Raw genomic sequence first — 21,049 nt, 5'->3', positions numbered from 1 at the left:
GCACCCTAGCGTGACACGGGGATTCGCAGCACGAATCGGGCGCCCTTCACACTGTCCTCGATGGCGAGCGTGCCGCCGTGGCCCTCACAGATCTGCCGGGCGATGGCGAGCCCCAGGCCGGTGCCGCCCGCGTCGCGGGACCGGGCCGCGTCGAGGCGGGTGAAGCGCTGGAAGACGTGCTCCCACTTGTCGCGCGGCACCCCCGCGCCGTCGTCCACGACCTCCAGCACGCCGCAGAGCGCCTCCTCGTAGACCTTGACGATCACGACCGAGTTGGCGTGGCGTTCGGCGTTGTCGAGCAGGTTGGTCAGCACGCGGGCGAGCCGCAGCCGGTCGCCCATGATGATCACGCCTGACTGGAGCTCCCTGATGATCCTGACCCGGCGCCTGCGGCGGTCGAGCTCGGTCGCGGCGAGCTGGCCGAGGTCGACGGGGTCCATCCGCCCCGGGGCGCCCGAGTCGAGGCGGGCGATCTGGAGCAGGTCGTCCACGAGGGCTTGAAGGCGGTCGATGCTGGCGAGGATGGCCTCGCCGGTGTGCTCCCAGTCGGCCGACTCGACGTCGAGGAGGGCCGACTCGACCTCGGCGCGCATGGCGGTCAGCGGGCTGCGCAGGTCGTGGGAGGCGTCGGAGGCGAACCGGCGCTGCTGCTCGACCGCCTCCTCCAGGCGGTCGAGGGTGGCGTTGGCCGTCTCGGCGAGGCGGCGGATCTCGTCGTGGTTCCGGGGCACCGGCACCCGGTGGTCGAGTTCGCTGCCGGTGATGGTGGCCAGCTCCTCGCTGATCGCGTCGACGGGCCGCAGCGCCTTGCCCACCAGCACGTACGTGCCGAAGGTCGTCACCGTGACGATGAGCCCCGCCCCGAGGAACAGCAGCAGGTCGACGCGCGGGTCGACGTACCAGGGCACCACCGGGTCGGCGGCGTAGATCAGGTAGTCGCCCTCGGGGCTGTAGACCCGTATCGCGACGATCACCATGCACTGGTCGGGCCACAAGGTGGAGTCGCAGTGCACCATGTCCTGCCGCACGGTCGTGTCGGGCGGCTGGAAGAAGGCCATGCGGGGCTTGCCCTGGAGCAGCACGCTGGACGACTCCACCGTCCCGTCGGGCCGGATCACCTGCAGCCCGGCGATGCCCTGGGCCGGCAGCACGTCGGGGATCTGGTCGTTCTTCAGCATGTGGATGGTCTTGAGGGTGACCCGGACGATCCGGTCGACGTTGTACTGGCTCGCCAGCCCCCGCAGGCCGATGAGGGCGGTCGCGAGCACGGCCAGGCACAGGAGCGTCATGACCAGACCGGCGACCACAGTCAACCGGCCCCGCATCGACCATCGGCGCCATCCGAACAACCTGTTCCCCCTGATGTCCCAGATGATCACAGAACGTCCGTTCGCGGCTACTCAAGGTGGTCAAGGCTGGGCAAACAGGTCGTCTGGCGTAATGCTCGACGTATGGACCCGAGCTTCTACCTGATCGCCCGGACCGACCCCGGCCGCCTCGCCGCGATCGACGTCGACGGCGCCGAGGTCCGCGCCGGGGAGCTGCTCGCCCTCGCCAACCAGGTCTCCCACGGCCTGCGCGCCCAGGGCCTGCAGGCCGGCGACGTGGTCGCCGGCACGCTCCGCAACGGCCTGGACGCCCTCGTCATGCTCCTGGCCACCGGCCAGACCGGCCTCTACTACGTGCCGGTCAACTGGCACCTGACCGAGGCCGAGATCGGCTACATCGTCACCGACAGCGACGCGAAACTGGTCGTCCGGACCCCGGAGGACGTCGCCGCCCTGGCCCTCGGCAACCCGGTCACCGACCCGCCCGACCGGACGTACGGCCAGGTCATGTGGTACACGAGCGGCACCACGGGCTTCCCGAAGGGGGTCCAGCGGCCCCGGACGTCCAAGACCCCCGAAGAGATCATGCCGCTCTACCTGTGGTTCATCGAGGAGGTGCTCGACCTGCGCCAGGGCGACGGCGTGCACCTGGTGACCTCGCCGATGTACCACTCGGCCCCCTGCGCCCACGCGCAGTTCGCCCTCCACCTGGGCCACACGGTCGTGATCGCGCCCAAGTTCGACCCGGAACCCGTGCTGGAACTGATCGAACGCCACCGGGTGACCGACACGATGATGGTCCCGACCATGTTCCACCGCATGCTCCGCCTCCCGGCCGAGACCAGGGAGCGCTTCGACGTCTCCTCGCTGCGCCAGGTCACCCACACGGCCGCCGCCTGCCCGGTCGCGGTGAAACAGGCGATGATGGACTGGTTCGGCCCGGTCCTCTACGAGTACTACGGCTCGACCGAGTCGACCATCGCCTTCGCCGTGAAGCCCCACGAGTGGCTCGCCCACCCGGGCACGGTCGGCCGCCCGGTCCCCGGCACGGAGGCCCGCGTCCTCGACGAGAACGGCGACGACGTCCCGCCCGGCACCCCCGGAATGATCTACGTGAAGTCGTCGCTGGGCACCTTCGAGTACCGCAAGGACCCGGCGAAGACCGCCGCCTCCAAACGCGGCGACTGGTACACCCCCGGCGACATCGGCTACCTCGACGCCGACGGCTACCTGTTCCTGCTCGACCGCCGCACCGACCTGATCGTGAGCGGCGGCGTGAACATCTACCCGGCCGAGATCGAGGCCGCCCTGCTCGCGCATCCCGGCGTGGTGGACGCGGCGGTGATCGGGGTGCCCGACGAGGAGTGGGGGCACTCGGTGGTGGCGCTCGTCCAGGCGGCGGAGAAGGTGACGGAGGACGAGCTCAGGGAGCATCTGGGGCCTCGGCTGGCCCGGTTCAAGCATCCCCGGGTGATCGAGTTCCGCGACGAACTGCCCCGCACGCCGACGGGCAAGTTGTCGCGGACGAGGGTCAGGGAGGGCTACCTGGCCGGGGGCGACGCCAGCACGTAGCCGCCGTCGCGGAACCCGGTCACCCGCCACCCGTCGCGCAGCCGCCCGCCCAGTTCCTCCCGGACGGTCAGCCGCCACCGCCGCGCCTCGGCCGGGTCGTCGCGCCGCAGCCGTTCGATGTCCTCCGGCAGCGCGACCACGACCACGCCGTCGTCGGCCGGCCGGGGGTCGGTGAGCCGCCACACCGCCAGCACCCGGTCGGACTCGTCGCCCGCGTTCACCCCGTCGGCCATCTCGCCGTAGAAGTTCTCGTAGTAGCGCTCCGGCCGGGCGCCCAGTTTCACCAGGTTGAAGTAGGCGTTGCGGCGGACCAGCGGGTCGAACGTCCACGTGATCGTGGCGATGCCGCGGGCCAGCGCCCACGACCGCTGGTGGCGCTTCAGCGCCAGCCCGGCACCCGGAGCGACCACCCCGGTCACGTGGGAGTGCAGGGTCGCCTCGCGGGGTGGGGAGCAGAAGCCGACCGACCCGCCGGCCAGCCGTCCGTCGACGAAGGCCCCCGCCACGTAGTTGCCCGCGTGGGAGAAGGCCCGCATCAGCTCCACGGTCACCGGAGGGTTGGCCGGGTCGGGCCGCCAGATCTCGTCGAACACCCCGTGGAGCGCCTCGAACTCGGCCAGGGTGGTCAGCTCCCGCACGATCACGCCAGCACCGACCGCACCAGTTCCGTCAGCAGCCGGGCCCTGATGGGCATGTGCTCCACCAGGACGTGCTCCTCGGGCGCGTGCGCGCCGCCGCCGAGGGCGCCCAGGCCGTCGAGGGTGGGGGTGCCGACCCCGGCGGTGAAGTTGCCGTCGGAGGCGCCGCCGACCGACACCCCGGTCAGCGGGGGCATGCCCAGCCCGGCGGCGATCGCCACGGCCCGTTCGAACAGGGCGGCCGACGCCTCGCCGTCGAAGGGCGGCCGGTTCGGGCCGCCCAGCAGTTCGAGCCGGGTGCCCTCGACGACCGGGGTGAGCGCCCGCATCAGCTCGTCGACCCGCTGCTGGGAGGCGACGTCGGGCACCCGCACGTCGATCGCCACCCGCCCGAGGGCGGGGATGGTGTTCGTGGACGTGCCGGCCGACATCAGCGTCGGCGTCACCGACAACGACCCCGGTTGGGACGACGACGCCACGTTCCCGGCGATCCGCGTGATGGCGATGATCTGGTGCGCCAGCTCGATTCCGGCGTTGGCGCCCTTCTCCGGTTCGAGGCCGGCGTGGGCGGCCCGGCCGTGCACCAGGAGTTCGTACCGGGAGATGCCCTTGCGCGCCAGTTTCAGCGCCCCGCCGTCGGCGCTGGCCTCCAGGACGAACGCGGCGCGCAGGCCCCGCGCGGCCTCCTCGATCAGCGGTTGCGAGGTGGGGGAGCCGAGCTCCTCGTCGCCCACGACCAGCACCGACACCCCGTCGAGGGACGGCAGGCCCGACAGGGCGTGGAAGAGCTGCACCAGCCCGGCCTTCATGTCGAAGACGCCCGGCCCCCGCGCGATGCCGTCGCGGCAGCTCCACGGCATGTCGCGCAGGGTGCCGACCGGCCAGACCGTGTCGTGGTGGCCGAGCAGCAGCACGCGGGGCTGACCGAACGTCCACTTCAGATGCGACACCCCCCGGACGGTCACCCGCTCGGGGGCCGCGCCCAACCGGCGGGCCCCGACCTCGGCGACCACCTCGGCGCTCTTCGCCACCGCCGCGTGGTCGGCCGAGAACGACTCGCAGCCGACCAGTTCCTCCAGGTCGCCGACCATCTCGTCGAGGTTCACCGGCGCACTCCCAGCTCGGCGCGGAACAGGCGCATGACGTTCTCGCCCAGGATCAGCCGGATCTCCTCGGGGGCGAAGCCGTGCTTCTCCAGCGCCTCGGTCACCAGCGGCAGGCCGCGCGGGCCGTCGAGGTCGGGGATCACCGCGTCGACGTCGACGCCCGACTTCGAGGGCTCGCAGCAGGGCGGGGTCACGTCGTGGAGCACCTCGCGGATGAAGTCGGGGCCGAGGCCCACGTGCTCGATGCCGGCCACCGAGGCGATGTGGGCGATGTGGTCGACCAGGTCGTCGACCGTGACCCGGCGCGGATGCTCGGTGAGGAACGCCGGCAGGAAGTTCACGCAGATCACGCCGCCGGTGGCGGCGACGCCCCTGAGCTGGTCGTCGGTGAGGTTGCGGTGGTGGTCGAGCAGCGCCCGCGCCGAGGAGTGGGTCGCCATCACCGGCCGCCGGGCCAGTTCCAGCACGTGGGCGACGCCGGAGGCGCCCAGATGGGACACGTCGAAGACGATTCCCAGCTCCTCCATGGTCGCCAGCGCCTCGACGCCCGCCGCGGTCAGCCGCGAGCCGGTGGCGTCCTCGCCGCTGCCGTCGGCCAGGGGCGTGCGGCCCCAGTGGGCGATCGAGGCGACCCGCACGCCGAGCCGGTGCAGCGTCGGGATGAGCTCCACGCTGGCGTCGAGGCCCGGCATGCTCTCCAGGGCCAGCACCAGCGCGATCCTTCCATCGGCCAGGGCGGCGTCGATCTCGGCGCCGTCGAGGCACAGGCGCACCTCGTCGACCTCGGCCGCGATCACGTGGGCGGCCTCGATCATGCGGAGGGTCTGCCGCAGCGCGCCCTCGGGGCGGTACCAGTCGTCGATGAACACCGGCAGCACCTGGACGTCCACCCCGCCCTCGGTGAGCTGGGGGAGCCAGGTGTCGCGGAAGTACCGGGCCCACTGTTTCGGCGGGCGGGGGGCCACGGACATCAGCAGGTCGTTGTGGGTGTCGGCCACCACCGCGTCGAAGTGCAGCATGGCGGGGCTCCTTCCGGGGAAAGCGTCTACCGGACGTTACCGCCCCGCCCCGAACTTGTATGCCCCTGGCCTGGGACGCCGGGTGAGCCGCCCGTATTCGCGGGCGGTCCGCGGCCAGTTGGTGGTGATCCTCCCGCTCTCCGTCTTGTACCAGCTGTGGCAGTCGCGGTTCCAGACCGTGGCGGCCAGTGCCCTGTTCAGAGCGCTCGTGTACGCCGACAGCGCCCCCTCCGTCACCTCCATCTGGCCCCGCCGGGCGATCAGGTCGAGGCAGCCCATCACGTAGCCGACCTGGGCCTCCAGCATGTAGACGATGGAGTTGTGGCCCAGGTTGGTGTTGGGGCCGTACAGGAAGAACAGGTTGGGGAAGCCGGGGGCGGCCAGGCCCAGGTAGGCCTCGGCGCCGTCCTTCCACTGGTCGTGCAGGTCGCGGCCGGCGGCGTTGGTGACGGCCATCGGCATCAGGAACTCGGTGGAGTGGAAGCCGGTGGCGTACACGATGGCGTCGGTTCTTCTGAGCCCGGAGGGCGTCTCCACCCCTTCGGGGGCGATCCGGACGATCGGCTCGGTGACCAGGTCGACATTGGGCCTGGTCAGCGCCGGATAGAAGAGGCTGTCGAAGACCACCCGCTTGCAGCCGGGCGGATAGCCGGGGGTCAGCGCGCGGCGCAGCGCCGGATCGGGCACCTGGCGGCGCAGGTGCGAAAGCCCCCGCTGCCTGACCAGGTCGCTGCTCCACCCGCCGACCAGCGCGGGCCAGAACGTCTTCTCGACGTAGTCGAAGAGCCATCGCCGGTACGCCCGATGGGCCCCCGGCACCCATCTGAAGGCTGCCCTGGTCAGCGGCTCGAACACGGCGTCGGCCTTCGGCAGCACCCAGTTGGGGGTGCGCTGGTAGACGTCGACGTGCGCGGCGGTCTCGGCCACCGGCGGGATGAGCTGGGCCGCCGAGGAGCCCGTGCCGATGACGGCAACCCGCCGCCCCGCCAGGTCGCGGCCGGCCCAGCGGGCCGAGTGGAAGGCGTCGCCCGCGAACGTCTCGGCCCCCGTGAGGGCGGGCACGTGGGGCCGGTTGAGCTGCCCGACGGCGGTGACCACCACGTCGAACCGCTCGACCGACCCGGGCGTGGTCACCAGCCAGCCCGCGCCGTCGTGGGCGAGCTCGCTCACCTCGGTGCCGAACCGGGGCCTGATCCCGTGCTTGGCCGCGATCATCTCCAGGTAGGCGAGGATCTCGGGCTGGCCCGGATACCTCCGCGACCAGTCGCTGTAGGGCTCGAAGGAATAGGAGTAGAGGTGGGAGGGGATGTCGCAGCCCGCCCCCGGATAGGTGTTGTCCCGCCAGGTCCCGCCGACCCCGGGGCCCTTCTCGAAGACGACGTGGGGGATCCCTCTGTGCGCCAGTTTCACGGCCATGCACAGGCCGCCGAACCCGGCTCCGACGATGGCGACGCGCATGGAGTCCACGCTAACCCGGGGGCCGGTAACCTCCCAGGGTGACTGAGACCACCCTGCAAACGGTCATTCGCACGCTGGAGTCGGCCTACGACCCCGCCACCGCGGAATCGTGGGACGCCGTCGGCCTCGTCTGCGGCGACCCCGCCCAGCCGGTGGGCAAGGTGCTGTTCGCCGTCGACCCGGTGACCGCCGTCGCCGAGGAGGCCCTCGACTGGGGTGCCGACCTGATCGTCACCCACCACCCCCTCTACCTCAAGGGCGTCACCTCGGTCGCCGCCACCACCGCCAAGGGCCGGATCGTCCACCGCCTGATCAGGGCCGGCGTCGGCCTCTACACCGCCCACACCAACGCCGACGTCGCCGACCCCGGCGTCTCCGACGCGCTGGCCCGCGCGGTCGGCCTCACCGGCCCGCTGCGCCCGCTGGTCCCGATGCCCGACCGCCCGAACCTGGGCCTGGGCCGGGTGGGGCAGCTGCCGGTGTCGATGACGCTGGCCAAGTTCGCCGCCCTGGCCGCCCACGGCCTGCCCCGCACCGCCGGCGGCCTGCGCGTCTCCGGCGACCTCGACCGCCTGGTCAAGACCGTCGCGGTCTCCGGCGGTGCCGGAGACTCCCTGCTCAGAGCGGCCAGGCGGGCCGCCGTCGACGTGTTCCTCACCGCCGACCTGCGCCACCACCCCGCCAGCGAGTACGCCGAGGACGACGGCCCCGCCCTGATCGACGCCGCCCACTGGGCGACCGAGTGGCCGTGGCTGGCCGATGCCGCCGAACGACTGACCCAGGCTCTCGCGGCGACGGGCAATAATGTGGAGGCGCGCGTCTCCGAGAGGGTCACCGACGCCTGGACCACAACAGCACAGCGAGGATAGGGATGAAAGCAGCACCGGACGCACAGAAGCGCCTCCTTGACCTGGCTGAGCAAGACGCAGCCCTCGACCGGCTCCGCCACCGCCGCCGCACCCTCCCCGAACTGGCCGGCATCGACGACCTGAGCAAACGCCTCGCCCAGATCGCCACCCAGATCATCGCCGCCGAGACCGAGGCCGCCGACCTGGGCCGCGAGCAGTCGAAGGCCGAGTCCGACGTCGACGCCGTGCGCCAGCGGGCCGAACGCGACCAGAAGCGCCTCGACTCCGGCGCCGTCTCCTCCCCGCGCGACCTGGCCGGCCTCCAGTCCGAGATCGCCTCGCTGCACCGCCGCCAGGGCGACCTCGAAGAGGTCGTGCTGGAGATCATGGAACGCCGCGAGACGGCCGACGCCCGCGTCGACGGCCTGCGCGGCGAACGCGAGACCATCACCGCCGACCTCGTCGGCGCCGAGAGCCGCCGCGACACCGCCTTCGCCGAGATCGACAAGGACGGCTCCGAGGTCACCGCCCGCCGCAAGACGATCGCCGGCGAGATCCCCGCCGACCTGCTCGCCCTCTACGAGAAGCTGCGCGAGTCCAGCGGCGTCGGCGCCGCCCTCCTCCACGGCGGCCGCTGCCTCGGCTGCCGCACCACCATGTCGATCGCCGACCTGAACGCCATCAGGGCCGCCAAGCCCGACGAGGTCGTGCGGTGTGAGGAGTGCCGCCGGATCCTGGTCCGCACCAACGAGTCGGGCCTGTGACGACCTACTCCATCGAGGCCGACGGCGGCTCCCGGGGCAACCCGGGCCCGGCGGGCTACGGCGCGGTCGTCTACGCCCCCGACGGCGAGGTCGTCGCCGAGGCGGCAGAGTCGATCGGCGTGACCACCAACAACGTGGCCGAATACCGCGGCCTGATCGCCGGCCTGACCGCGCTGTCGGGCCTCGGCCTCGACGGCGTCCCGGTCGAGGTCCGGATGGACTCGAAGCTGGTCATCGAGCAGATGGCCGGCCGCTGGAAGATCAAGAACGAGGGCCTCCGGCCCCTGGCCACCGAGGCGGCGGCACTGGCCCGCCGCTTCCGCGTGACGTGGACGTGGATCCCCCGCGAACGCAACACCCACGCCGACGCGCTGGCCAACGAAGCGATGGATGCGGCGGCACGTGGCGAAAAATGGACGAGTACGAGTACGCATACGACGACGCGGTTCGTCGACCCGGGTCCGGATCCGGGTGGGGAAGGGCCGCCGCCGGAGTCCGTTGAGACGACTGCTCACACGACTGCTCACACGACTGCTGAGACGACTGTTCTGACGGGCAACGCGTGGACCGGCGCCACCCGCGTCGCCACCACGCTGGTCCTGCTGCGCCACGGCCAGACGGCTCTCTCCGTCGAGAAACGCTTCTCCGGCCTGGGCGACCCGCCCCTCACCGAACTGGGCGAGAGCCAGGCCGAGAAGGCCGCCGCCCGGCTGGCCGGCGCGAAACTCGACGCCATCGTGTCGTCCCCCCTGGGCCGCGCCCGCCAGACGGCCGAGGCCGTGGCCCAGGCCACCGGCCTGCGCGTCCACGTCGACGAAGATCTGCGCGAGACCGACTTTGGCGCCTGGGAAGGCCGCACCTTCGCCGAGATCAGAGACCGCTGGCCCCACGAGATGAACGCCTGGCTGGCCGACCCGGCGGTTGCCCCGCCGGGCGGCGAGAGCTTCGTCGCGGCCGGCCACCGGGTGCAACGGGCACGGGAACGCATCCTGGCCGGCCACCCCGGGGAGACGGTCCTGGTCGTCTCCCACGTGACCCCGATCAAACTGCTGGTCAGGTACGCCCTGAACGCGCCCCCCGAAGCGCTCTACAGGATGCACCTCGACCTGGCCTGCCTGTCGGCGATCGACTACTACAGCGACGGCCCGTCGGTGCTGCGCGTCTTCAACGACACGGCCCACCTGACGCTCCAGCGCTGACATCGGAGGAGACGAGCGGGAGCCGGACGTCGAGCACCAACCCGGTCATCGACGGCTTCTCGGCCCCCGCGCCCTCCAGAATCGCCAGCATGCGCGCGTTGGTGGCGTACACACTGGCGGTTATCACCCGCGCCCGCCGCGACGGCGCGAGCGCGACCGCACACCGCATCAGCACCCGCCCGAGCCCCCGCCCCTGCCACCGGTCCTCGACCAGCATCGCCACCTCGGCCTCCCCGGCCCCGAGGTCCATCAGGTTTGTCATCGCGACCACGCGCCCCGGCTCCCCGGCCAGATGCGTCACCAGCGTCACCCCCCGCTCGGGATTGGTGAACAACCGCATGACCGCGTCACTGAGCCGCGGCACCGGCCCGAAGTAACGCGACCGCAGCGACTCCGGAGAACACCTCTCGTGCATCTCCCGGACGCCCTGGGCGTCGTCGAGCGTCATGGGCCTGGTCACCAGCTCGATCCCGTCGACCTGGTGCCGAGGCTGGGGCTTGTTCACCCTTATCGGGCGTGGCCCCCTCGGCGGCCGGTTCGTGGCGTTCATCGTCTGCCCCCCCTGTGGATTACGTGCACACCTGTGTAGCCGCAACCGCGACCACGTTCTGTGACATTGGACGCGTAACCGCTTGCCTTACGGTTGGGGTGCACTTGAGAATCGGGCCACTTGACGGGGTGCCACTTTGCGTTGCCCCAGGTCTCCGGTCTGCTGCCCGGCGGGCCACTTGGAGTGGGCCACAAGGGGGGCTTGGAGAGCCGATAGGGTTGGACGTACGGCGGACGAGCCGGCCGGACGGCCGCGTCGGGACCCTTTTACGGGATCCCGCCGAGGAAGGTCCGGGCTCCACAGGGCAGGGTGGTCGGTAACGCCGACCCGGGGTGACCCGCGGGACAGTGCCACAGAGAACAGACCGCCTTCCCCTTGCGGGGGAGGTAAGGGTGAAACGGTGGTGTAAGAGACCACCAGCGCCCCCGGTGACGGGGGCGGCTAGGTAAACCCCACCCGGAGCAAGGTCAAGAAGGGAACCTCCGGGTTCCCGCGCGCGCCGCTTGAGGACTGCCCGTCCGATGGCACGCGGGTAGACCGCTTGAGACCACGAGCAATCGTGGGCCTAGATGGATGGCCGTCGGTCAGCAATGACCACAGAACCCGGCCTACAGGCCGACTCGTCCGCTAATAAGCCTTCTGCCAGCAACGGGACTTTCTTAGTTATCTTCATTCCGCCGCAGTTCCCGATCGGTGCAGGCATCATGCGCTTGCCGATGCGCAATCAGGCGCACCGCACGGCTATCACATGAACGTAGCCGCAGTAGCACGCGCCGTCCTGGTCGCTGCGGCCTGGTGTGGGCACACCACGTTAAGCGCTACGGCTGTTGGTCTACCGCTCGCACAGAGCGGTGCTCGCTCTTAGGGCGGTCGACCCCCGGCTCAGCCCTGATCGCGGGGCACGAACAGCACCTTGCCCGAGCGCTCGGCCCTGGACGCATGCTCCAGCGCCGCCCGGTAGTCCTTCAGCGGATACGTCGCCTCGACCGGCGCCCTGAGCACCCCCTTCTCCACCAGCCCGGCCAATTCCCCGTACACCCGCTCGATCTCCTCCCGCGGAGTGTCGCGAAGCCAGTTGAGGATGAAGAAGGCACGCAACACGATGCCGCGATAGATCAGGTCGCCCAACGGGACCGAAGGCGCCTGCCCGGTGGCAGCCGCGAAGGTGACGACCGTGCCGCCGTCCTCCAGCGACTGCACCAGCGCCGCGGTCTGCGCCGGATCGGTGGTGCCGTCGAGGGCCAGCCGCAACCGCTCGCCGCCCAGCGCGGCGGCGATGCGTTCGCCCAGGTCGGCTCCGTCGACGATGACGGCATCCGCTCCGAGGGCCCGAACCTGGTCGGCGGCCGCCTCGCGTCTGACGACGGCCAGGGTCCTGATCCCGGCCTGCTTGGCGAGGGCGATGACGTGGTGGCCGACGGCGGAGTTGGCGAGGTTGAGGCCGATCCAGTCGCCGGGCCGGAGGGTCGCGTAGTCGTGCAGCAGCGCGTAGGCCGTCGCCGGGTTGACGGGCAGCATGGCGAGCTGCAACGTGTCGGCCGCGTCGCCGACAGAGAGCGGGACGACGTGGCTCACCGGCACCACCACCTGTTCGGTCCAGGTGCCGTGGACGAAGGTCGGCAGGATGAGCACGCGGCGGCCGACCAGGCCTTCGTCCACGTCAGCGCCGACCCGAAGGACGCGGCCGACGCCTTCGGCGCCCAGGGGTTGCGGCAATCGCGGCTGGGCGGAGAACCAGCCCATGGTGAACAGCAGGTCGGCGTTGTTGATCGGGGCGGCGTCCACGTCGACCAGCACGTCATGTGGGTCGAGGTCCAGGTCGGGGGTCTCGGTCAGCGAGACGGTGTCGGTGAGGTCGCCGCCGACGGCGGTGAGGATGAGCCGGCTCATGATGGGGAGCCCTCCGCAGATGTAATGGTCTTTCGAGTTTTGACGCTGTCCGTTTTAGCATGACCAAGAGGCCGAGTAAAGGTCTTCTGCTGATGACCATGTCGGCATACACTGAGGGCCGTGGACGGCCAGGAGACGACGGGCGTGGCGGCGCGGCAGGTGCCCGCGCTCGCCGAAGCGGTCGTGGACTTGCTGAACTCCCGCCCGCACGCCACCCCGCAACTGCCCGACACCCTCGCCGACCCCGCCACGGCCGAACGGCTGCTGCTCCCCTTCCGCGAGCCCGGAACACCGGCCCCTTCAGAGCACGACATCGTCCAGGTGACCGTGCTCCGGGACGCATTGGTCAAGGTCGTCTCTACTCCGGACGCGTGGGCTGAGGTCAACCGGCTGGCCGAATCCGTGGCGTTCCACCACGTCTTCTCCGACGACGGGCGGGTCACCCTGCGGCAGGTGTCCGGTTCGCCGGTGGTGGGCGGCGTCGTCCGCGCCGTGGCGGAACTCGCCGCCGACGGGCGGCTGGCGCGGGTCCGCGTCTGCGCCAACGCGGAGTGCTCACACGCCTTCTACGACACCACGCGCAGCCGCACCCAGCGGTGGCACTCCTACGAGATGTGCGGAAACCGAGCCAACGTGGCCGCCTACCGGGCCCGGACACGCCGCTCGGGGTGACCCGGCAACCGGTCAGGCCCGTGAACGCGCCCGGGTGGGCGAGCCTCAACGTCCTGCTCTGTGCGCTGCGAAACACCTGGCCGGACATGCGATCACGCCTCGCCCAGCAACCCCGGCAACTCGTTCTCCGCGACGACAAGGTCGACAGTCCCACCTCCAGGCGTCCATCCCTCGCCCAGCGCCCGCCGAATCACCGAAGCCACCAGCAAAGGCCGCACCGCCATACCCGGCTCCCCAAGCCAGTTGTCAGGCCGAGCAGAAGGCAGCGTAACCCTGAGAACACCCCCCGGCCGCTCAGCAAGCTCCACGCAGAACGACAACGCCCCCCAGCACAGCCCCTCGCAGTACGTCGGCTTGTGCCGGACCCGCCACCGGTAAACCGCCCCGTCCACGGTGATGAGCCGCGAGCCCTTCCCCGGCATGGCCACGGGGCCCAACCTAACCAACGGCCTCCACCCCCGTCTCCACCCAACGAAGGGCCAACTCCACCCCACCCCCTCCCTACCGTCCAAGCCATGACCAAACGCCCAAATCGGTCGGCCCTCTGGCTCGACCTCATGCACCGGCTTCTGGACGCCAACGGGGGAAAGATGAACGGCAAGCTCCTGCTCGCGATCGTGCTGGTAGCCGTCCTGGTGGTGGTCGGCTTCGTCGCCTTCCGCCTTATCTTGGTGGACATGATTCTGACCCTGAAGGACGCCGGCTAAGCCGATGTCCGAGGTGCGCGCACGGGTCCTGCGCCTGCTGGCGGCCGACGACCCGGAGACGGGCCGCCTGGTCAGGCTGCTGATCACGCTGGTCCTGGCCTGGTCGCTGGCGACCGCCTCGCCCGAGCGCGCTCCGGCTTTCGTCTGGTCGGCCCTGGCGACGTCGATGGCCTGCTGGCTGGCCTTCGTCGTCGTCGACTCCCGCCGGCCGCGCACGGCCGCGGTCCTGCTCGCGGCCGCGTCGGGCGCGGCCGCGGCGGTCTCGGGGTCGGCCGAGGCGGCGCCGACGATCTTCCTGTTCGCCACGCTGCTGCTGTTCGCGGCGCACGGCACGCCGTCCATGGCGGCGATCGTCGTGGTCACCGGCGCCGATCTGGGGCTGATGGCCGCGAGCATGGTCTGGTGGACGCAGCCACGGTCGGCGATCGTCGTCAGCGGCGCCGTCATGACGTGCACGGTTTTGTTCGCCCTGCACCGCCGCCACTACCGCAGGGCGCAGCACGACCGGGCGCGCGCGATGGCCCTCGACGAACGGGCCCGGATCGCGCGGGAGCTCCACGACGTCCTCGCGCACTCTCTCGGGGCCCTCGGGGTGCAGCTGGAGGTCGCCGAGGCGCTGCTCACCGAGAAGGGCGACGTCGACGGGGCGGCGGCGCGGATCCGCAGGTCACGGGCGCTGGCCAGGGAAGGGCTGCTGGAGGCTAGGTCGGCGGTGGCGGCGCTGCGGGAGGACGTGCCGCCGCTGCCCGACGCGCTGGGCCTGCTCGTCGCCGAGCACCGCCGCGACCACGACGCCGCGGCCGAGCTCAGCACGAGGGGCGTGCGCCGGCCGATCACCCCGGCGGCGGAGGTGTGCCTGCTGCGGACCGCGCGGGAGGCGCTGACCAACGCGGCCCGGCACGCCGCGAACACGCCGGTCACGGTCGAACTCGCCTACGGCGACGACGCGGTCGCTCTGGTGGTGCGCAATCCGTGCGCCGGACTCCCGCGAGCCGCCGGGCACGGGTTGCGCGGCATGGGGGAGCGGCTGGCGCTGGCGGGCGGGACGCTGACCGCCGGAGTGGTGAACGGAGACTGGGTGGTGCGCGCGGAGGTGCCCGAGTGAGGGTCGTGGTCGTCGACGACCAGCAGGTCATGCGCGAGGGGCTGGTGGCGCTGCTCGGGCTGGTCGACGGGGTGGAGGTCGTCGGCGACGCCGGGAACGGGGAGGACGCCCTGCGCCTGGTCGCGGAGGCGCGTCCCGACGTCGTGCTGATGGATCTGCGCATGCCCGTCGTGGACGGCGTCGAGGCGACCCGGCGCATCACCCGGCGGTACCCGGGCACGGCGGTCGTGGTGCTGACCACCTACGACGACGATCGATCGGTCGACGCGGCGCTGCTCGCCGGGGCGCGCGGCTATCTCACCAAGGACGCCGGGCGGGCCGAGATCGCCGCCGCGCTCCGGTCGGCCGCCGCCGGGCAGTCGACCTTCACGGCGTCGGTGTCGCGGCGGCTGGTCGAGGCGCTGACCCGCGCCGCGCCGCCGCCACCGGCCGACCTCCCCGACGGGCTGACCGCGCGGGAGGCCGAGGTGCTGCGGCTGGTCGCGCGCGGGCTCAGCAACACCGAGATCGGCGCCGCCCTGTTCATCGCGGAGACGACCGTCAAGACGCACATCAACAACGCCTTCGCCAAGATCGGCGTCCGGAACCGCACGGAGGCCGCCGGGTACGCGCGCGACAACCTGTGAACACCCCATGGAAAGTGTCGTATTCGCATGCGATCATTCGCGAATGATCGAAATGAATCCGCCCTTGGCCCGGGCGAAGCCGTTCTTTCGAATCGCCATGGCGGTCGTGGTCGGGATCGTCCTGCCGGCGCTTCTCCTGGCAGGGGTGTCCTGGCTGACGAATAATTATCCCGAGTCTCAGTATTGCGGTCATTACACGGGATGTTTCGGCTATCTGGTGCTGGCGTTTGACGTGGGGCGCTGGATCGCGGTCGTGCTCGCCTGGCCGCTGCTGCACCTTCTCCGGGTGCGGCCCGCCCTGCCCGTGGCGGCCCTGGCCACCCTTTTCCTGATCGCCATCTGGCAGGTCGCCCTGGCGATGCCGCTCCACCTGTTCTTCGAGTCCATCGGCCTCATCATCGTCAGCGGAGTGATCGCATATCCGGTGGCGGCGTGGCTCGCCATGCCGCACATCTCCAGAAAAGTGCTCATCGTCGCCGTCGCCTTCTTTTTCGCGCTCTACGCCTGCGCCCTCGCTTACGGCTTTTTCTTCGCCGAGTGAACGGCGGAATTCCGAACCTCACCTGCCCGGAATCCGTCTCTTCAGTGGGGAGCCAGAAACGGGAGGCGTCATGCGCAGGTTCCTGGTGCTCCTGACCGTCGTGGTCGCCGTCGCCGCGTGCACCCCCGACCCCAAGGCTCCGCCGAAGGCCCCCGGCCCGAAGGTCGCCGACCTCTGGCGCGACTTCCCCGTCACCTCGGCGCTCGACCGCCCGCTCATCGTGCTCGACCCGCTGCCGCTCGCCGACGAGGCAGCCCGGGGGCGGGTGCCCGCCTCATCGGCCGTGTCGTCGGCCGCGCCGCCGTCGAGGCAGCTCACCGTTCAGGGCCTGTCCCGGTACGTCACCCTCACCAGCGCCCGCGACGCGCTGGCCGCCATCCGTTCCCAGACCGCGCACGCCGCCCAGGAGGCCCACGTGACGGGGACCGCGCTGACCGTCTCGCCGTTCCGCACCGACCGGGGGCCGGTCGAGCTGCCGGCCTGGGAGTTCCGCCTGGCCGAGGGCGGCACGGTGCGGTGGCCGGCCCTCGCGGCGAGCCATTTCTGGCAACTGGGCTCGATCGTGCCGTCGACGCTGGTCGGCGACCTGTCCGTCGACGGCCGTACGGTGTCGGCGACCTTCACCGTCAGCTGGGGCATGCCCTGCCCCGGGACGACCGAGCCGCGCATCGTGCCGACGGCCGTCGAGTATCCGTCGTTCGTCTCGATCGGGCTCAAGGTGTCGAGCACCGAGATGGGCGACTGCGACCAGCGGGTGGCCGCGCCGCTCACCAAGGCGACGCTCACGTTGCAGGAACCGCTCGGCAACCGGGTCGTGGTCGACTTCGCGGGCCGGGTGGTCCCGGGTTACTGACCGGTCAGCTCGAACGGCAACCCCGCCCGTGTCTCGCCATTCACCATGATCTCCAGACGGCGGGCCCCGGCGGGCTCGCTGCGCGTCGTGACCGGGCGGAACGAATGGGCCTTGGTCAGCGTGAACGTCTGCCCGGCGGTCGTCGCGACCCGTTCGCCCAGGTGGAAGACGCGCCGTGAACGTTCCCTGGTGACGGCGTAACGCAGCACGAGCGGGCCGGGGGCGTCGGCCCGGACGGTGACCGTGAACCGCAGGTGCCCGCCGATCTCGACGGTCGCCGACTCGGCGCTGAGCGCGTCGACCGAGCCGCCGCCCGGGGTGGCGCCCACCAGGGTCAGCGCGCGCGGATGGCCGGCCCGCAGCAGCCCGCGCAGCGCGTGGCGGAGCACGGCCCGGGTGTGCTCGCCCGGCTCGGCCCGCCAGCGGTCGAGCACGTCGAGCGCCAGGTCGGGGTGGTCTTTGGTGAGGTCGTTGACGTGGTTGGCGACCGACCGGCGCACGTATTCGCTCGGGTCGTCGCGCAGTACGTCGAGGATCGGCACGGTCGGGCCGCCCATCAGCCACGGCACCCGCGACCCCCACGGGAGCCGGGGGCGGCTGCCCTCCGAGGCCAGCCGCCGCAGGTGCTCGTCGCCGGAATCGGCCCAGCCGCGCATGACCGCCAGGGCCTCCTCCCGGTGCCGGGCCAGGAAGGGGCGGACGGCGAACTCGCCGGTCGCGTAGGGGGTCAGCACGCCCAGCGTCGTCATCGCGTCGGCCAGGTGGCCGAGCCCGGCGAGCGCGACCCATTCGGTCGCGGGCCAGCCGCTCCACAGGTCGAGCCGCACCCGCGTGGTCGCCGCCCGCAGCAGCGCGGCGGCTTCGGGGAAGTCGGCCGGCATCGCGGGGGCGAGGGCGGCGGCGACGGAACGTACGCGATCCTTGAGTTCGAGACCGTCGAGGCCCGACAGGGCCGAGGCGACGAAGCGGTCGCGCGGGAAGGCGGGGGAGCAGGCGGCGAGGCCGTCGGCGAGCACGGTCACCGAGGCGGCGTTGATCTGGTCTTTCAGCGGTTCAGCCATAACCCGCCCATGCTGCCGGCCGCCACCGACAGTTCTCAGTCGAGCAGCGCGCAGCCGTCGAACGACAAGCAGCCGCACCCGGCGCAGCGGGTGAACCGGTCGCGCATGCGTTCCAGCCGGTCGATGCGCGAGTCGAGGTGGGCGCGCCAGCACTGCGAGGCGCGTTCCCAGAACTCGCGGTTGGGCGCCCCGTCGGACGGCAGCAGCGCCAGCACCTCCCCGACCTGCGAGAGCGGGATGCCGAGGTGGTGGGCGGCGCGGATGAACGCCACCCGCCGGAGGGTGGCGCGCACGTAGCGCCGCTGGTTGCCGGCGGTCCGGCGGCTGTGGATGAGGCCCTGGCTCTCGTAGAAGCGCAGCGCCGAGTGGGGCACGCCGCTGCGGTCGGCCAGCTCGCCGATCGTGATCTCCGGGGTCATGCCCGGCACCCTAGCTTGACCTCAAGCCCGGTTGAGGTCCCAGGGTGGAGCCATGAGACTCGTCGTGATCGTCGGCAGCACCCGCCAGGGCCGGTTCGGGCCCGTCGTGGCCGAGTGGTTCACCGGCCACGCCCGGCAGCGGACCGGCCTGACCGTGGAGGTCGCCGACCTGGTGGATGGCGAGCCGGGAGGGGAGTCGTTGTCGGCGGCGGACATGTTCGTCGTGGTCACGCCCGAGTACAACCACAGTTTCCCGGGCCCGCTGAAGACCGCCATCGACCGGCACGTCACGCCGTGGCAGGCCAAACCCGTAGGGTTCGTCTCCTATGGCGGCATCTCGGGCGGCCTGCGGGCGGTCGAGCACCTGCGGCAGGTCTTCGCCGAGCTGCACGCGGTCACCGTCCGGGAGACGGTCTCCTTCATCTGGGCGCCGGGGCAGTTCGGCGACGACGGCCGCCCGCTCGACCCCGGACCGTGCGGCGCCGCCGCCGACCGGCTGCTCGACCAGCTCACCTGGTGGGGACGCGCCCTTGCGTCGGCCCGCCGGGCCCACCCCTACGGAGTCCCCGTTGCCTGACCTGTTCTTCACCACCGAGTCGAACGCCGCCGACGGCTGGCCGCCCGCGCCGTGGCCCGAGGGGCTCGTCTCCTTCGAGGTGTACGAGAGCCTCGACGCGGCCACCGTCATGACGTACAGCCGATGGACCGCCGACGGCGGCGCCTTCCTCAAGGACCTCACCGGCGCCGAGCCCACCGCCTACCACCTCTATCGGCACGCGGCCGACGGACGCGAGCCCGGCTGCGTGGTCGCGGTCGAGGCGGAGTTCGACGGCCCCGACCCCGACCGGCTGCGCCGCTGGATCGACACCGTCTTCGAGGCCATGGCCGAGGAGGAACCCCATCCCGGCGGCGTCTCGGGACGTTTCCACACGAGCCTCGACGGCACCCGCATGCTCAACCTCGCAGGCTGGACCGGCGCCGAGGCCCATGAAGAGGCGATCAGCCACCGCAGCCCGGCCTGGCGGCGCGTCTACGACTTCCCCGGCATGACCAGCGGTGGTTTCCGCCGGTACGCCCCCATCAGACCCCGCGCCGACATCGAGTCCAGCCCCACGGGCTGGGTGGCGAGCCACGTGGCGACCTACGTCGAGTCGGGCGGCCGGACGGGCCACACCTACCAGGGCAAACCGGCCCTCCTGCTCACCACGACCGGCCGGAAGTCGGGCCGCCCCCGCCGCACCGCCCTCTTCTACGGCGTCGACGGCCCCCGCCACCTGCTCGTCGCCTCGAACGCGGGCTCCGCGGCCCACCCCGCCTGGTATCTCAACCTGACCGCCGACCCCCACGTGACGGTCCAGGTCGGCCCGGAGGTCTTCACCGCCCGCGCCCGCACCGCGACCCCGGAGGAGAAACGCGCCCTCTGGCCGACGATGACCGCGATCTTCCCCCTGTACGCCTCCTACGAGGCCAAAGCCCCCCGCGACCTGCCCCTGGTGATCCTGGAGAAGACGGTGCCGGGCTGGGGGAGTTAGCCGAACCAGCCGGGCACGTCGAGCCGGAACAGGTCGCCGGGGGTCATCCGGCGCAGCGTGTCCTCCAGGTCGTCGAGCCGCCCCGCGCCGAGCTCGGCGGCCCACCGCGCCCGCAGCTCGTCGAACACCTCGGCCGACTGCCGCAGGGCGTCGGTTCCCCGGCCGGTCAGCACGACCGTCTTGCGGCGGGAGTCGGCCGGGTCGGGGACGCGGGTGACGTACCCGAGCCCCTCCAGCGTCTCGATGGTCTTCCCGGCCGCCTGCTTCGAGACGCCCAGCGTGCGGCCCAGCGACGCGGCCGAGTCGGCCCCCCGCGCGACCGCCTGCAGCACGAACCCGTGCATGGGCCGCATGTCGGGGTGGCCGCGCTCGGCGAGCTCCTCGTGCAGGGCGTCGATGAGCACGCGGAAGGCCATCAGCAACCGCAGCGGCAACTCGAACCCGTTTGACATGAAAGACAACCCGGTTGACTATATGGACAACGACATTGTCTATCTTAGGGGATCGAAATGACCGTCATCCGCGCCGCCGAGACCCGCCGCTCCGCGACCCCGGCCGGGGTCATGACCACCTTCGCCTCGCCCGGCCAGGGCGGGTCGGCCCAGTCGGTCTGGCGGGTCGAGGCCACTCCCGGCACCGCCGGACCGAGACACGACTTCGACCGGGAGCAGATCTGGGCGTTCGTCACCGGCGGCGCCACCGTCGAACTCGGCGGCGAGACCTTCGAGGTCGCCGGGGGCGACACCGTGGTCATGCCGCCGCACACCGCCCGCCGGGTCACCGCCGCGGCCGGCGGCTTCACCGCCGTCGTGACCGCCGCCGGGGACGCGAAGGCGATCCTGCCCGACGGGACCGTCCACGGCACCCCGCCCTGGATCGCCTAGAAGAGCGGCCGGGCCGCCGCCAGCCAGGCGTGCGGGTCGGCCGTGTCGACCGGATAGACGAAGAACAGGTCGGCGTGGCCCGACGTCATGCTGTCCTCGGCCCAGTGGCGGCCGCACGACCCGCAGCGCAGGATGCCCAGCCACCGCGAGTCGTCGCGGGCGACCACGTCGAGCAGAGGTTCGATCACCCGCAGGTGCCCGGCCAGCACCAGTCCCTCGGCCTTGTCCCGCGGCGCCCGATGCCGGTCGTGCCCGCACGCACACTGCTCCACGGGCT

24 protein-coding genes and 1 other RNA gene are annotated in these 21,049 nt (G+C 71.7%); 14 read left to right on the top strand and 11 right to left on the bottom strand.

Annotated features, from left to right (window positions below):
• Positions 1-5: 5 nt before the first annotated feature.
• The gene (locus AW274_RS04375; RefSeq protein ID WP_063813127.1) at positions 6-1,325 is read right to left on the bottom strand and encodes a sensor histidine kinase; all 1,320 of its coding nucleotides are present in this window, start codon (positions 1,323-1,325) and stop codon (positions 6-8) included.
• Between the two features lie 126 nt (positions 1,326-1,451).
• On the opposite strand from AW274_RS04375, the gene AW274_RS04370 reads away from it, so the two are divergent.
• Positions 1,452-2,900 carry an AMP-binding protein gene (locus AW274_RS04370; RefSeq protein ID WP_062429537.1) on the top strand — a complete coding sequence of 483 codons (1,449 nt, stop codon included), beginning with the start codon at positions 1,452-1,454 and terminating at the stop codon, positions 2,898-2,900.
• Here the strand turns inward: AW274_RS04370 and AW274_RS04365 are convergent.
• The 4 genes from AW274_RS04365 to AW274_RS04350 are packed head-to-tail and all read right to left on the bottom strand — an operon-like array spanning position 2,870 to position 7,121.
• Positions 2,870-3,544 (bottom strand): hypothetical protein, encoded by a 675-nt coding sequence (locus tag AW274_RS04365; protein ID WP_062429536.1) that lies wholly within the window; start codon positions 3,542-3,544, stop codon positions 2,870-2,872. The genes AW274_RS04370 and AW274_RS04365 overlap by 31 nt on opposite strands.
• Positions 3,541-4,644: a M20 family metallopeptidase gene (locus tag AW274_RS04360; protein ID WP_198169002.1), complete on the bottom strand. Its 1,104-nt coding sequence runs from the start codon at positions 4,642-4,644 to the stop codon at positions 3,541-3,543. Before AW274_RS04360 ends, AW274_RS04365 begins: the two co-directional genes overlap by 4 nt.
• The gene (locus tag AW274_RS04355; RefSeq protein ID WP_062429534.1) at positions 4,641-5,663 is read right to left on the bottom strand and encodes a dipeptidase; all 1,023 of its coding nucleotides are present in this window, start codon (positions 5,661-5,663) and stop codon (positions 4,641-4,643) included. The genes AW274_RS04360 and AW274_RS04355 overlap by 4 nt, the downstream gene beginning before the upstream one ends.
• Before the next feature lie 36 nt (positions 5,664-5,699).
• Positions 5,700-7,121: a flavin-containing monooxygenase gene (locus tag AW274_RS04350; protein ID WP_062429532.1), complete on the bottom strand. Its 1,422-nt coding sequence runs from the start codon at positions 7,119-7,121 to the stop codon at positions 5,700-5,702.
• 38 nt (positions 7,122-7,159) lie between these two features.
• Between AW274_RS04350 and AW274_RS04345 the strand changes: the two genes are divergently transcribed.
• From AW274_RS04345 to AW274_RS04335, 3 genes are read left to right on the top strand one after another with little or no spacing between them, the layout of a single operon-like run.
• Positions 7,160-7,990 carry a Nif3-like dinuclear metal center hexameric protein gene (locus AW274_RS04345; protein ID WP_062429530.1) on the top strand — a complete coding sequence of 277 codons (831 nt, stop codon included), beginning with the start codon at positions 7,160-7,162 and terminating at the stop codon, positions 7,988-7,990.
• 2 nt (positions 7,991-7,992) lie between these two features.
• On the top strand, positions 7,993-8,733 hold the full coding sequence (locus AW274_RS04340) for a zinc ribbon domain-containing protein (protein ID WP_062429528.1): 741 nt from the start codon (positions 7,993-7,995) through the stop codon (positions 8,731-8,733).
• Positions 8,730-9,932, top strand: coding sequence for a bifunctional RNase H/acid phosphatase (locus AW274_RS04335; protein ID WP_062429526.1), 1,203 nt, complete (start codon positions 8,730-8,732; stop codon positions 9,930-9,932). Before AW274_RS04340 ends, AW274_RS04335 begins: the two co-directional genes overlap by 4 nt.
• Here the strand turns inward: AW274_RS04335 and AW274_RS04330 are convergent.
• On the bottom strand, positions 9,898-10,437 hold the full coding sequence (locus AW274_RS04330; protein WP_062429524.1) for a GNAT family N-acetyltransferase: 540 nt from the start codon (positions 10,435-10,437) through the stop codon (positions 9,898-9,900). The genes AW274_RS04335 and AW274_RS04330 overlap by 35 nt on opposite strands.
• Positions 10,438-10,716: 279 nt before the next feature.
• Between AW274_RS04330 and rnpB the strand changes: the two genes are divergently transcribed.
• An RNA gene (rnpB, locus tag AW274_RS04325) (RNase P RNA component class A) lies at positions 10,717-11,109 on the top strand.
• Positions 11,110-11,364: 255 nt separating this feature from the next.
• On the opposite strand, the gene AW274_RS04320 is transcribed toward rnpB, so the two are convergent.
• On the bottom strand, positions 11,365-12,372 hold the full coding sequence (locus AW274_RS04320) for a zinc-dependent alcohol dehydrogenase family protein (RefSeq protein WP_062429523.1): 1,008 nt from the start codon (positions 12,370-12,372) through the stop codon (positions 11,365-11,367).
• A 120-nt stretch (positions 12,373-12,492) separates the two neighbouring features.
• On the opposite strand from AW274_RS04320, the gene AW274_RS04315 reads away from it, so the two are divergent.
• The 6 genes from AW274_RS04315 (at position 12,493) to AW274_RS04290 (ending at position 16,876) form a co-directional block, all read left to right on the top strand.
• Positions 12,493-13,044 (top strand): CGNR zinc finger domain-containing protein, encoded by a 552-nt coding sequence (locus AW274_RS04315; RefSeq protein ID WP_062429521.1) that lies wholly within the window; start codon positions 12,493-12,495, stop codon positions 13,042-13,044.
• A gap of 515 nt (positions 13,045-13,559) precedes the next feature.
• On the top strand, positions 13,560-13,751 hold the full coding sequence (locus AW274_RS40015; protein ID WP_157519758.1) for a hypothetical protein: 192 nt from the start codon (positions 13,560-13,562) through the stop codon (positions 13,749-13,751).
• 4 nt (positions 13,752-13,755) lie between these two features.
• Positions 13,756-14,856: a sensor histidine kinase gene (locus AW274_RS04305; protein WP_062429519.1), complete on the top strand. Its 1,101-nt coding sequence runs from the start codon at positions 13,756-13,758 to the stop codon at positions 14,854-14,856.
• Positions 14,853-15,482: a response regulator gene (locus AW274_RS04300; RefSeq protein WP_232319970.1), complete on the top strand. Its 630-nt coding sequence runs from the start codon at positions 14,853-14,855 to the stop codon at positions 15,480-15,482. Before AW274_RS04305 ends, AW274_RS04300 begins: the two co-directional genes overlap by 4 nt.
• Before the next feature lie 43 nt (positions 15,483-15,525).
• Positions 15,526-16,023, top strand: coding sequence for a hypothetical protein (locus AW274_RS04295; protein WP_062429517.1), 498 nt, complete (start codon positions 15,526-15,528; stop codon positions 16,021-16,023).
• Between the two features lie 70 nt (positions 16,024-16,093).
• The gene (locus tag AW274_RS04290) at positions 16,094-16,876 is read left to right on the top strand and encodes a hypothetical protein (RefSeq protein ID WP_062429515.1); all 783 of its coding nucleotides are present in this window, start codon (positions 16,094-16,096) and stop codon (positions 16,874-16,876) included.
• Here the strand turns inward: AW274_RS04290 and AW274_RS04285 are convergent.
• The gene (locus tag AW274_RS04285; RefSeq protein WP_062429513.1) at positions 16,870-17,937 is read right to left on the bottom strand and encodes a YhaZ family DNA alkylation repair protein; all 1,068 of its coding nucleotides are present in this window, start codon (positions 17,935-17,937) and stop codon (positions 16,870-16,872) included. The two genes, AW274_RS04290 and AW274_RS04285, sit on opposite strands and share 7 nt — an antisense overlap.
• A 35-nt stretch (positions 17,938-17,972) precedes the next feature.
• Complete coding sequence (gene soxR, locus AW274_RS04280; RefSeq protein ID WP_062429511.1) at positions 17,973-18,356, bottom strand: redox-sensitive transcriptional activator SoxR; 384 nt, start codon at positions 18,354-18,356, stop codon at positions 17,973-17,975.
• Positions 18,357-18,408: 52 nt separating this feature from the next.
• On the opposite strand from soxR, the gene AW274_RS04275 reads away from it, so the two are divergent.
• Both AW274_RS04275 and AW274_RS42885 read left to right on the top strand, forming a co-directional pair.
• Positions 18,409-18,933, top strand: a complete 525-nt coding sequence (locus AW274_RS04275) for an NADPH-dependent FMN reductase (protein WP_062429509.1) — start codon at positions 18,409-18,411, stop codon at positions 18,931-18,933.
• Positions 18,926-19,888, top strand: a complete 963-nt coding sequence (locus AW274_RS42885; RefSeq protein ID WP_083973819.1) for a nitroreductase family deazaflavin-dependent oxidoreductase — start codon at positions 18,926-18,928, stop codon at positions 19,886-19,888. Before AW274_RS04275 ends, AW274_RS42885 begins: the two co-directional genes overlap by 8 nt.
• Here the strand turns inward: AW274_RS42885 and AW274_RS04265 are convergent.
• Positions 19,885-20,340: a MarR family winged helix-turn-helix transcriptional regulator gene (locus tag AW274_RS04265; protein ID WP_062429507.1), complete on the bottom strand. Its 456-nt coding sequence runs from the start codon at positions 20,338-20,340 to the stop codon at positions 19,885-19,887. The two genes, AW274_RS42885 and AW274_RS04265, sit on opposite strands and share 4 nt — an antisense overlap.
• A 57-nt stretch (positions 20,341-20,397) precedes the next feature.
• On the opposite strand from AW274_RS04265, the gene AW274_RS04260 reads away from it, so the two are divergent.
• Complete coding sequence (locus AW274_RS04260; RefSeq protein ID WP_062429504.1) at positions 20,398-20,772, top strand: cupin domain-containing protein; 375 nt, start codon at positions 20,398-20,400, stop codon at positions 20,770-20,772.
• On the opposite strand, the gene AW274_RS04255 is transcribed toward AW274_RS04260, so the two are convergent.
• A complete protein-coding gene (locus AW274_RS04255) occupies positions 20,769-21,044 on the bottom strand; it encodes a hypothetical protein (RefSeq protein WP_062429502.1) in 276 nt (91 codons plus the stop codon). The genes AW274_RS04260 and AW274_RS04255 overlap by 4 nt on opposite strands.
• Positions 21,045-21,049: the final 5 nt, after the last annotated feature.

The sequence above is a fragment of the Herbidospora daliensis genome (genome assembly GCF_001570585.1).
GTDB classification, from domain to species: Bacteria; Actinomycetota; Actinomycetes; order Streptosporangiales; family Streptosporangiaceae; genus Herbidospora; species Herbidospora daliensis.
Note: the sequence above shows the minus strand (reverse complement) of the source record. Positions and strands in the feature narration are given on the sequence as shown.

Bases quoted from the DNA above. Each gene is read 5' to 3' on its own strand.
- AW274_RS04375 (WP_063813127.1), bottom strand. From the start codon at position 1,325: ATGCGGGGCCGGTTGACTGTGGTCGCCGGTCTGGTCATGACGCTCCTG.
- AW274_RS04370 (WP_062429537.1), top strand. From the start codon at position 1,452: ATGGACCCGAGCTTCTACCTGATCGCCCGGACCGACCCCGGCCGCCTC.
- AW274_RS04355 (WP_062429534.1), bottom strand. From the start codon at position 5,663: ATGCTGCACTTCGACGCGGTGGTGGCCGACACCCACAACGACCTGCTG.
- AW274_RS04350 (WP_062429532.1), bottom strand. From the start codon at position 7,121: ATGCGCGTCGCCATCGTCGGAGCCGGGTTCGGCGGCCTGTGCATGGCC.
- AW274_RS04340 (WP_062429528.1), top strand. From the start codon at position 7,993: ATGAAAGCAGCACCGGACGCACAGAAGCGCCTCCTTGACCTGGCTGAG.
- AW274_RS04320 (WP_062429523.1), bottom strand. From the start codon at position 12,372: ATGAGCCGGCTCATCCTCACCGCCGTCGGCGGCGACCTCACCGACACC.
- AW274_RS40015 (WP_157519758.1), top strand. From the start codon at position 13,560: ATGACCAAACGCCCAAATCGGTCGGCCCTCTGGCTCGACCTCATGCAC.
- AW274_RS04305 (WP_062429519.1), top strand. From the start codon at position 13,756: ATGTCCGAGGTGCGCGCACGGGTCCTGCGCCTGCTGGCGGCCGACGAC.
- AW274_RS04295 (WP_062429517.1), top strand. From the start codon at position 15,526: ATGATCGAAATGAATCCGCCCTTGGCCCGGGCGAAGCCGTTCTTTCGA.
- AW274_RS04290 (WP_062429515.1), top strand. From the start codon at position 16,094: ATGCGCAGGTTCCTGGTGCTCCTGACCGTCGTGGTCGCCGTCGCCGCG.
- AW274_RS04285 (WP_062429513.1), bottom strand. From the start codon at position 17,937: ATGGCTGAACCGCTGAAAGACCAGATCAACGCCGCCTCGGTGACCGTG.
- soxR (WP_062429511.1), bottom strand. From the start codon at position 18,356: ATGACCCCGGAGATCACGATCGGCGAGCTGGCCGACCGCAGCGGCGTG.
- AW274_RS04275 (WP_062429509.1), top strand. From the start codon at position 18,409: ATGAGACTCGTCGTGATCGTCGGCAGCACCCGCCAGGGCCGGTTCGGG.
- AW274_RS04265 (WP_062429507.1), bottom strand. From the start codon at position 20,340: ATGTCAAACGGGTTCGAGTTGCCGCTGCGGTTGCTGATGGCCTTCCGC.
- AW274_RS04260 (WP_062429504.1), top strand. From the start codon at position 20,398: ATGACCGTCATCCGCGCCGCCGAGACCCGCCGCTCCGCGACCCCGGCC.